The 2,547-nt window shown below is 62.1% G+C and carries 1 protein-coding gene and 1 CRISPR repeat array; the gene reads right to left on the reverse strand.

Translation table 11 applies throughout. The features are described from left to right. Positions 1–1,504: aldehyde dehydrogenase family protein (locus Q0520_RS05400; RefSeq protein WP_298667412.1), on the reverse strand; the 1,504-nt coding region annotated here is incomplete at its 3' end. A gap of 327 nt (positions 1,505–1,831) precedes the next feature. Beyond that, a CRISPR array of direct repeats spans positions 1,832–2,535; the repeat unit is 32 nt; unit sequence GTTTCAATCCACGCACCCGTGAAGGGTGCGAC. Positions 2,536–2,547 lie beyond the last annotated feature (12 nt).

The following is a 2,547-nucleotide window of genomic DNA, read 5'->3' on the forward strand; positions in this document are numbered from 1 at the left end:
CTCTGCCGGTCGACCCGCTCGCCATCCACCCGCCGAAGGACTGGTGCCCCGGCCAGGCGCCGGTCGTCGCCCCGCCCTCTCTGTTCGCATAGCAGACACCTGCACGGATGGTGTCGAAGAAGTATCTCACCTCATCCTCCTCTTCGGAGAAGATACCGGCGGTCAGGCCGTACTCCGTGTCATTGGCGAGGACAAGGGCCTCCTCCAGCGTTGTGAAGGTGCGTGCGCAGAGGAAGGGCACGAAGAGTTCTTTTTTCATCAAGGGGTGGTCCTGCGGGAGGCCGGCGGCGATGGTCGGGCGCACATAATGGCCCCTGGCCAGGTCGCCGTCGCGGAGCACCTCCCCGCCGGTGAGGATATGCCCGCCGTCCTGCCTGCAGAGGGCGACGGCGTCCTCGTAGGTCCGAAGGGCATGGGCCGAGATGAGCGGTCCGAAGAAGGTGTCACGCCGCCGCGGGTCGCCGACCACCAGGTCTGCCGTCCGCCTGATCAGCGCCCGGCCGAACTCCTCGACGACGTTCTCCTGAATATAGACCCGTGACGTGGCGCTGCACTTCTGCCCGCCATAACCGAAGGCGGCCCGCACCACTCCGTCGGCGGCCTTCTCCAGGTCTGCCTTCTCCGTGACGATGCAGGGGTTCTTTCCCCCCATCTCGGTGATCACGGGTTTCGGGTAGTGCTGCTTCACGGCAAAGGCGCGCTGGAGCCACATCCCGGCCTCGTGCGACCCGGTGAAGGCGATGCCGTCGACGTCCGGGTGGGTGGTGGCGACCTCGCCGAAGGTGTCGCCCGGTCCGGTGACGAGGTTGACGGCTCCCGGCGGGACGCCGGCCTCCTCGAACGCTTCATACAGTCTGATGCAGGAGAGAGGCGCGGCGCTCGACGGCTTCATGACAATGGTGTTCCCGGTGAGCAGTGCTGCAGACGCCATGCCGGCAGCAAGGGAGAGCGGGAAGTTGAAGGGTGATATGACGGCCCAGACGCCGTGGGGCCTCATCACGCTGTAGTTCATGCCGCCCCTTTTCTCGGACGCCATCCTGAAGACGAAACTGTTGGCCCGGTCGTAGACCAGACAGTGGTACCGGATCATGTCGATCGCCTCGCCGACTTCGGCGAGGGCCTCGGTCCGGGTCTTTCCGGCCTCAAGGGTGACCAGGGCTGCAAGAGAGAAGATCTCTTCTTCGAGGATGTCGGCAACGCCCCCGATTGTCTCGACACGGTCCCCCGGATTGGTCCTGCTCCATGCCGGGAAAGACCCTTTCGCCACCCTGATCGCAGCTTCGACCTCGTTTTTTCCTGCCTTCTGGAAGTGGCCGATCACGATGTCGCGGTCGACGGGCGAGCGGACCACGAACTCGTCGACAGGGGCGAACTCCTTGCCCCCGATATAGAGGGGGTGGCGGTGGCCGAGGGTTCGTTCGACCTCCGCAAGAGCCGCTTCGTAGAACTGGTGCATGCTCTCGTCCGATTCGAGGGATACGTAGGTAATCTTCTGCTTCATCATCTTCACCTCTCAGAGGCCCTCCATTGCTGCATCGGGGATGGCAGGGCCGGTATCGATCCTGCGGCGTTTCGCGGCGAGGGCGGCGCAGGCGACCTGATACCGGTGTGAGGGTCCATGGTGAAGATAGTAACATGATATATAATGTTCCGTGCATGGCCAGTCTCCCGGCATGTCAGGAGAAGATGAGGTGATCTGATGGAATGGAAGAGAGACCAATACAGGTAAAAAAGATCAAAATTCGGACCTCTCACCGGATACCACCCACTGGCGCCCCCTTCAATGGATGACCAATGGTGTGTCCGCAGAGCCCGGATCACGAGCATCGACGTTTCAATCCAGCACCCGTGAAGGGTGCGACGTTCAATGTTGAAACGGGCATTTCTGCGGCGAAGTTTCAATCCACGCACCCGTGAAGGGTGCGACCAGTTGTCGCTGTCCCACTCCCGCTCGTACGCGGCGTTTCAATCCACGCACCCGTGAAGGGTGCGACAACTGGAGATCCCAGCGTGGTGGAAACAGTGCACCAGGTTTCAATCCACGCACCCGTGAAGGGTGCGACCCTTTGCCGCCGAGGGAGAGAACCTGGTATTCCTGTTTCAATCCACGCACCCGTGAAGGGTGCGACGTCGATGCTCCCGAGGATCTGGTGATCTCCTCCCTGTTTCAATCCACGCACCCGTGAAGGGTGCGACGTCTCGACACACGGGCGGCATCCCTCGCTCCATCACCGAGTTTCAATCCACGCACCCGTGAAGGGTGCGACTATCACTACCGCCGTGGATGGCCTGACCTCCGTGGTGTTTCAATCCACGCACCCGTGAAGGGTGCGACTCACCGCCCTGGATCGCATCCTGGACCGGATACCGTTTCAATCCACGCACCCGTGAAGGGTGCGACCTCGGGGACTCCGAAGCCCGTCAGCGCCTCGAATCGGTTTCAATCCACGCACCCGTGAAGGGTGCGACATTTCTTGATGTGGTCCCGTAGTCGTCCGGGCATGTTTCAATCCACGCACCCGTGAAGGGTGCGACGGTTTTGCATCT

This window comes from uncultured Methanofollis sp. (assembly GCF_937919355.1).
Lineage (GTDB): Archaea > Halobacteriota > Methanomicrobia > Methanomicrobiales > Methanofollaceae > Methanofollis.